The organism is Parafrankia sp. EUN1f, from assembly GCF_000177675.1.
Taxonomy (GTDB): domain Bacteria; phylum Actinomycetota; class Actinomycetes; order Frankiales; family Frankiaceae; genus Parafrankia.
Map to the genome: position 1 here is coordinate 22822 of NZ_ADGX01000106.1, position 6431 is coordinate 29252.

General features: G+C 68.3%; 7 protein-coding genes and 1 pseudogene. 3 read left to right on the forward strand and 5 right to left on the reverse strand.

Annotation, left to right across the window (positions count from 1 at the left end):
• Positions 1 to 6 precede the first annotated feature (6 nt).
• The 3 genes from FREUN1FDRAFT_RS42005 to FREUN1FDRAFT_RS26355 all read right to left on the reverse strand — a co-directional run bounded on the left by FREUN1FDRAFT_RS42005 (position 7) and on the right by FREUN1FDRAFT_RS26355 (position 2593).
• Complete coding sequence (locus FREUN1FDRAFT_RS42005; RefSeq protein ID WP_050796037.1) at positions 7 to 528, reverse strand: 2Fe-2S iron-sulfur cluster-binding protein; 522 nt, start codon at positions 526 to 528, stop codon at positions 7 to 9.
• A 46-nt stretch (positions 529 to 574) separates the two neighbouring features.
• Complete coding sequence (locus FREUN1FDRAFT_RS26350) at positions 575 to 1963, reverse strand: FAD-binding oxidoreductase (protein WP_006543311.1); 1389 nt, start codon at positions 1961 to 1963, stop codon at positions 575 to 577.
• A gap of 147 nt (positions 1964 to 2110) precedes the next feature.
• A complete protein-coding gene (locus FREUN1FDRAFT_RS26355) occupies positions 2111 to 2593 on the reverse strand; it encodes a luciferase family protein (protein WP_006543312.1) in 483 nt (160 codons plus the stop codon).
• 200 nt (positions 2594 to 2793) lie between these two features.
• On the opposite strand from FREUN1FDRAFT_RS26355, the gene FREUN1FDRAFT_RS26360 reads away from it, so the two are divergent.
• Positions 2794 to 3162: a helix-turn-helix domain-containing protein gene (locus FREUN1FDRAFT_RS26360; RefSeq protein WP_006543313.1), complete on the forward strand. Its 369-nt coding sequence runs from the start codon at positions 2794 to 2796 to the stop codon at positions 3160 to 3162.
• Between the two features lie 187 nt (positions 3163 to 3349).
• Positions 3350 to 4984 (forward strand): GGDEF domain-containing protein, encoded by a 1635-nt coding sequence (locus tag FREUN1FDRAFT_RS47750; RefSeq protein WP_006543314.1) that lies wholly within the window; start codon positions 3350 to 3352, stop codon positions 4982 to 4984.
• Here the strand turns inward: FREUN1FDRAFT_RS47750 and FREUN1FDRAFT_RS26370 are convergent.
• Positions 4896 to 5636 carry a group II intron maturase-specific domain-containing protein gene (locus tag FREUN1FDRAFT_RS26370; RefSeq protein WP_369809826.1) on the reverse strand — a complete coding sequence of 247 codons (741 nt, stop codon included), beginning with the start codon at positions 5634 to 5636 and terminating at the stop codon, positions 4896 to 4898. The genes FREUN1FDRAFT_RS47750 and FREUN1FDRAFT_RS26370 overlap by 89 nt on opposite strands.
• Positions 5609 to 6013, reverse strand: coding sequence for an integrase core domain-containing protein (locus tag FREUN1FDRAFT_RS48225; RefSeq protein WP_369809825.1), 405 nt, complete (start codon positions 6011 to 6013; stop codon positions 5609 to 5611). The genes FREUN1FDRAFT_RS26370 and FREUN1FDRAFT_RS48225 overlap by 28 nt, the downstream gene beginning before the upstream one ends.
• Here FREUN1FDRAFT_RS48225 and FREUN1FDRAFT_RS26375 point away from each other — a divergent pair.
• Positions 5992 to 6431, forward strand: a pseudogene (locus tag FREUN1FDRAFT_RS26375) (transposase); the annotation flags it as partial. The gene FREUN1FDRAFT_RS48225 and the pseudogene FREUN1FDRAFT_RS26375 overlap by 22 nt on opposite strands.

Sequence of the window (6431 nt, forward strand, 5' to 3'; positions counted from 1 at the left end):
TCCCGGTCAGGCGCGCGGCGCGACCGTAAGCTCCAGTCCGTCCAGCTCGGGCCCGTACTCGATCTGACAGCTTAGCCTCGAGTTCGACCGCCGCAGTCGTACCTCGCCGAGCATTTCCTGTTCGTACTCGTCCGGCCCGGGCAGCCGGTCCAGCCAGTCTTCCCGGACGTAGACATGGCACGTGCCGCAGGCCGCGTTGCCGTTGCAGAGGCCGACAACGCCAGCCTTCAGCGGTCGCAGCTGCCACATCAGGGCCTTGCCCACCGTGGGGCCGAACTCGTGGCGCGTTCCGTCTTGGCCCGTCACGACAATCATCTGGCTCCAGCCTCTCCCGTCGATGTCGTCACTGCCGTTGGTGTCGCAGTCGTTGATGTGGCTGCCGTTGATGTGGCTGGTGTCGCCGGTGTCCCGGCCGCCATCAGCCCGCTCGGAGGCGGGCCAGGCCGGCCGGCGCGCGGCGCTGACCGCCGAGCTCAGGTCGGCAAGCCCGGGTCCGGTGGCGGCCAGGCGCGGCGACGAGCGTTTCATAGCACCCATAACATGTCAACCAATACATGTTACTTGTGGTGTCTAGCTATCCGCTCGGGCTGATGTTCTTGTTGAAGCGCAGCAGGTTGTCCGGGTCCCACCTGGTCTTGAGCTCGACGAGTCGCTGGTACTTCGCGGCACCGTAGGCGTCGCGCAGCCAGTCGGGTCGGTCCGCGACGCCGAGGTTGATGTACGCGTTGGGGAGGCGGTGCGGTCGGATCGCCGCCGCCAGCGAGTCCACCCAACCCGTCAGCGGCTCCGCGTGGCCGGGGTCCTGCCAGTTCGCGATCGCCTCGAAGATGTACGCAGCGTTGGCCCGGGAGAAGGCCATCGACTCCTCCGCGACGTCCTCGACCGCTCCGCCCATGGCCCACAGCGCGACGCCGGTCGCCGACGTCGGCCCAAGGGTGGGCGCCTCGATGGCCTTCTCTACCAGGAGCACGGCCACGTCCTCGGTCAGCCCGGACAGGTAGCCGCCGGTCGTGTGCCAACTGCGCTGCCAGGGCGCCAGCACGTCAAGCGTCGAGTTCAGCACGGTGTAGGCCGTCTTCTCGATCAGGCGAACGGCGGGCTTGCCGAACCTCTCCAGGGGCTCGAGTACCCGATCCGCCATGGCGGGGTTACCGGTGTAGCCGAGGATCACGATCAACGCCGGCTTCGCCCGCACCGAATCAGGCATCTCCGGCAGGTCCGGCCCGGTGCCCAGCGCCAGGATGGCCATCACGTCCCGGGGCGCGGTGTGCAGGTACTCGCCAATCCGCGGCAGCAACTCGGCGGCCTGGTCGATCGGGTAGATCAGACGCCCGCGCACGACCTCGGGGCCGACCTGATGGGCCCGGTACTGGAAGCTGGTGACGACCCCGAAGTTCCCGCCGCCGCCCCGCAGTGCCCAGAAGAGGTCCGGGTTCTCCGTCTCGCTGGCCTGGACGACCTCACCTGCGGCCGTGACGACGTCGCAGCTCACCAGATTGTCGACAGTCACGCCGAACTGGCGCATGAGAAATCCGACGCCGCCGCCGAGGGTTAGACCGGCGACCCCGGTCGTGGTGACCGTCCCCGCCGTGGTCGCGAGCCCGTGGCGCTGCGTGGCCCGGTCAAACTCGCCGAGCAGGACGCCGGGCTGCGCCCGGACCAGCCGGCGCTCGGGGTCAACCGTCACCGCGCGTAACAGGGACATATCGAGCACGAGGGCGTCCCGCGGCGCCGCGAAACCTTCGGTCATATGGCCGCCGCCCCGGATCGCCACCGGCATCCGGTTCCGCGCCGCGTACCGCATGGCGGTCTGGATGTCCTGCGCGTCCGCGCACCGGGCGATCAGGGCCGGCGTGGACATCGCGCGACGGTTAAAGATCTCCCGGGCACTGTCGTAGCCGGAGTCGCCGGGGCGCAGGACCGGGCCTCGGAACGAGCCCGGGAAGTCAGAAAACGCGGTCATGACGGAGCACCTCGCAAAGTGATCACTCAAGGGTGATGGCACGGGGGGAGGGGGAGGGGGACCCCGGCGGGCCGGGCGCAACGGCACGTATGCCCGCCCCGCGTGGCTGGTGGCGGTCCGCCGCCGACAACGCGGGCAGGCGGCGAGTCAGGGGTGGGCGGGCACCCGCTCCCGTCCGATGGCGTAGCGGTAGGAGGCGTCGAGCACGGAGCGTGCCACGTCCAGTTCCTCGACCGTCCGAGGGGCGTAGAGCATCACCACGTTGACGCTCGGTGAGTACAGCGGATGGCGCTCGCCCCATCCCTTGGCCAGCAGTTCCTCCTGGTCGTCGCGCGGCAGCGCCACATGCAGGCTCCCGTCGACATGAACGTGGCCAAGCTCCGCATCCAGGCGCGGCGGCAGCAGCACGGCGCCCTCGGCGCAGGCGAAGGAGTCAAGGAAGACGGCCAACGCGCCGGGCAGCGAGATCTCGCTTTCACCGGTCCTGGTCCCGGGCAGTTGCGTCGACATCCAGCGGACCAGCTGATCCCGGACAGGCGGCGGGCTGGGCTGTGTCAGCTGCTCGTGCGGGACCGCCGGCCCGGTGCGAGGACGGTGGCCGGTGCGCGGTGGCAGTGCTGGCATGCTCATGAGTGCTCCTAGGTCCGCCACCCGCGACGGCGGTGGCTGGTGGCCCAGCGCCCGGCCGCGTGGCGGCCGAAAACGCAGGTCAGGCCGCCATTTCCAGCGACGACGGGGACGAAGCTAGCACCCGCCATACAGTAGGTTCCTAGAGGAAAGTGACCTCCTCAGAGGGAACTATTAGGGGCCTGAGCCCGAGGGAGGGTGTCGTGGCCGAGCGAACGATCGCCAGCCAGTCGCTGGACCCCTGTCCGATCAACCCGGTGGTGGACCTGGTCTTCAGTCGGTGGACCACGCCGATCCTGTGGGTGCTGCGGCACCACGGCCGGCAGCGCTTCAATCAGATCGAGCGGCGACTTCCCACGATCAGCCCCAAGGTGCTGACTCAGCGGCTACGCCAGCTTGAGCGGGATGGCCTGGTCGCCCGCACCTACTATGCCGAGATCCCGCCCCGGGTCGAGTACGAGATGACGGAACTCGCGCTCTCCCTGGTGCCGGTCTTCGAGACGCTGGTGGACTGGTCGGAGGCGCACCTGCACAAGGTCGAGCAGGCGCGTCGGGCATACGACTCAGCGTGATCATGATCGTCGTGCTGCCTGGTAATGGGCGCGACAGGCGGACGCGGTCGAACCATCCAGACACGGAAAACAGCTGAAGCGCTCTCGCCGAGTTGACAGCGGCTATCTTCTGGAGTCGCCTTAAATCGTCATGTCACGAGCGATGGGTCGACGGCAGCACGGTCCGCCGGCGATGGACGGTGACGAGATGAGCACGCCGGCGCAGCCCGCGGGCACCTGGACGATCACCCATGGCGGGCCCACGGCACCCGCCGGCCCAGTGTCCCGCCGGGCGTTTCGCCGGCTGGCGGCAGTAAGCGCCGGGGCCACCCTGCTGGTACTGGCGTTGTCGTTGGCCCTGCCCGAGAGTTCGGCGGAACTCACCGTCCGGACCGCGACGCTGGCCGCCGGGAACCTCGCCCTGGCCTGCTGCATCATCACAGCACGACGGTCCCCGCCAGCCGAGCGCGCATGGCGGCTGCTGCTCTCGGCCGCCCTGCTGAGCATCATCGTGACCAAAGCGGTGGTGTTCGTTACGCACGCCGTCGACGGCAATGTGTTTGTCCCAGACGCACCCATCGGCACGGCCGGCGATCTAGTCATCTACCCGCTGACCCTGGCCGGCCTGCTCACGTTCCCCACCCAGACGCCGCCGCATCGGGATGGCACACTGGGAGCGCCGGAGCGCGACCGCTCCTGGTATGGCATCACACTGCTCGACTGCCTTCTCGTCGCCGGATCGCTGGTGCTTCTCGGCGCGGCGACCATCATCGTTCCCCAGCTGGAGCACCGGCTTGGCCCCGGCGATCTGGCCGTCACGCTGGCCGGCACGGCCGGCAAACTGGTGCTCCTCGTCGCGATCATGCTGCTCACCGTGTTTCGTCGACCTCGCGGCACCGGCTCGCTCGCTCTGGTCGGCGCCAGCATGATGATCTTCATTCTGGTCGACTCGGCACACCTGCACAGCGTCGCCGGCGGCCGGGAGGACGTGCATCCAGCGGTCGACGTCGGATTTATCGTCGGCCGGCTGCTACTGGCGCTCGCCGTCGCCGCGCCGGCGTCAGGCCGCCTCGCCGCCTGGAGCCGGCGGGGGCCGCCCGCCCTGTGGGTCCCGGTCACCCTGCCGTACCTGCCCGTTGCCGGGGTCGGCGCGCTCGTCGCCGTGCAGGCCGCGACCGACTCCTTGAGTCTCCCCGTGATCTACGGCGCCGTGGCCCTGCTGTTCCTCGCACTGATACGACAAATGATTATTCTGGCGGACAATACCCGCCTGCTCACGCGCCTCCAGGAAAGCCGAGCGCAGCTGCACCACCTCGCGTTTCATGATCCGTTGACCGGCCTCGCCAACCGCGCGTTGTTCGCTGACCGGTTGGAGCGCGCCGTCGCCTGCCACAAGCGCGACCGCACCCCGCTCACGCTGCTGTTCTGCGACCTCGACGACTTCAAGGACGTCAACGACACCCTCGGCCATGCCAGCGGCGACGAACTGCTCCGGGCGACCGCGCGCCGGCTCGCCGACTCGGTGCGAGCGGCGGACAGCGTGGCCCGCCTTGGCGGTGATGAGTTCGCCGTTCTGCTGGCCGGAGCCGACGACCCGCGCGCGACCGGTGACCGGGTCGCCGCGGCGATCCGCCAACCATGTTCGCTCGCCGCCACCGTCCGCGCCGTCAAGGCCTGGTCGGGTGGCCCGGGGGGATCGCACCCCCGGGCTCCCACAGAACGGAGCGTGAACCTCTCGGTTCACTCCGCTCTTCTCACCGTGATCCGGTCGGCATGGATGCCCAGGCCCAGTGCGCGAACAGTCTGGGCTCTCGATCGAGGAGCCCGGTCCACCATGCCCTGAACCGCTTGAACGGGCGTAGCCGTCTGTACTTCTTGCCAGCCCACCGCATCAGGTAGGTGTTGATGCGTTGCAGGAGGGGTGACATCTGCGACCGGTAGAACCGGCCGTAGTAGTTCATCCAGCCCGCCACGACCGGATTGATCAGTGCGGCGAGCTCGCTCAGGTCGTGCCTGGTTCGCGTGTGGATCCGCCATCGGCGGACCCGCTGGCTCATCTTCTTCAGCGCCTCGGGGCTGACCGCGGGCTGGAAGCCCACGAACATCGTCCCGTCGGCTCTCCTGGCTCCCCTGGGCCGGAAGGTGTACCCCAGGAACGTGAACGAGGTGTGCTCGTGCGAGCCACGCCGCCTGCCGTCCTTGCAGTACACAATTTTGGTCTTGGTCGGGTGCAACCATAACCCGACCTCGGCCATCCGGCTGGTAAGCGCGGCCAGCACCACGCGGGCCTCCTGTTCCGACGCGCAGTGCACAATCGCGTCGTCCGCATATCGTTCGAACTGCACACCCGGGAAATCCCGAGCCAGGAACAGATCGAACGCGTAGTGCATGAACAGGTTGGCGAGTACGGGTGATATTACGCCCCTGGTGTGCCCCGTTGAATCCGGACAGCTGCTATTAAGCTGATCTATGCAGCTGGCTGCTTTTTCAGGTATTCATCGTGGGCCTGTTGTGGGGTGCGGTAACCAAGCCCTGAGTGGCGACGTGTCGTGTTGTAGCGGAGTTCTATGTAGCGGGCGATGTCTCGTCGAGCGTGTTCACGGGTGGGGTAGACAGTGCGGTGGACCCGTTCGTTCTTGAGGGTCGCGAAGAAAGATTCGGCCATCGAATTGTCGTAGCAGATCCCGGTCCGGCCAACGGACTGGCGAATCCCGAGCTCCTTCAACGTAGCGGCGAACTGGGTAGACGTATAGTTGGTGAATTCAACCGGTCGTCGCAACACCTCGATCCGGAGGTGTGCGAGTGGGACGGCCGGCGGACTGGACGCGGAAGGTAACGGGGCGGGCGGGGATGCGGTCGCCGGGGCGGCCACCGGTAGCGCGATGGGAGCATGAGCAGCGGTTCTGGGCTGCGATCGCGCATGGGTTGAGCAGCGAGGACGCCGGTGTCGAGGCTGGTGTGTCGCCGGTGGTCGGGACCCGGTGGTTCCGGAACTGTGGCGGGATGCCCCCTTCGGACTTCCCTGAGCCTTCGGGCCGGTATCTGTCGTTCGCGGAGCGGGAGGAGATCGCGCTGGGTCGCGCCCGCGGGGACAGCATCCGCCAGATCGCTCGGGGGCTGGGTCGGCCCGCGTCGACGGTGTCGCGGGAGTTACGGCGTAACGCCGGTACCCGGGGCGGGACGATGGTCTACCGGGGCCACGCTCGCGCAGTGGCACCGTGACCGCCGGGCCGCCCGACCCAAGGCCGCGAAACTCGCGACGAACGACCAGCTCCGCGGCTATGTGCAGG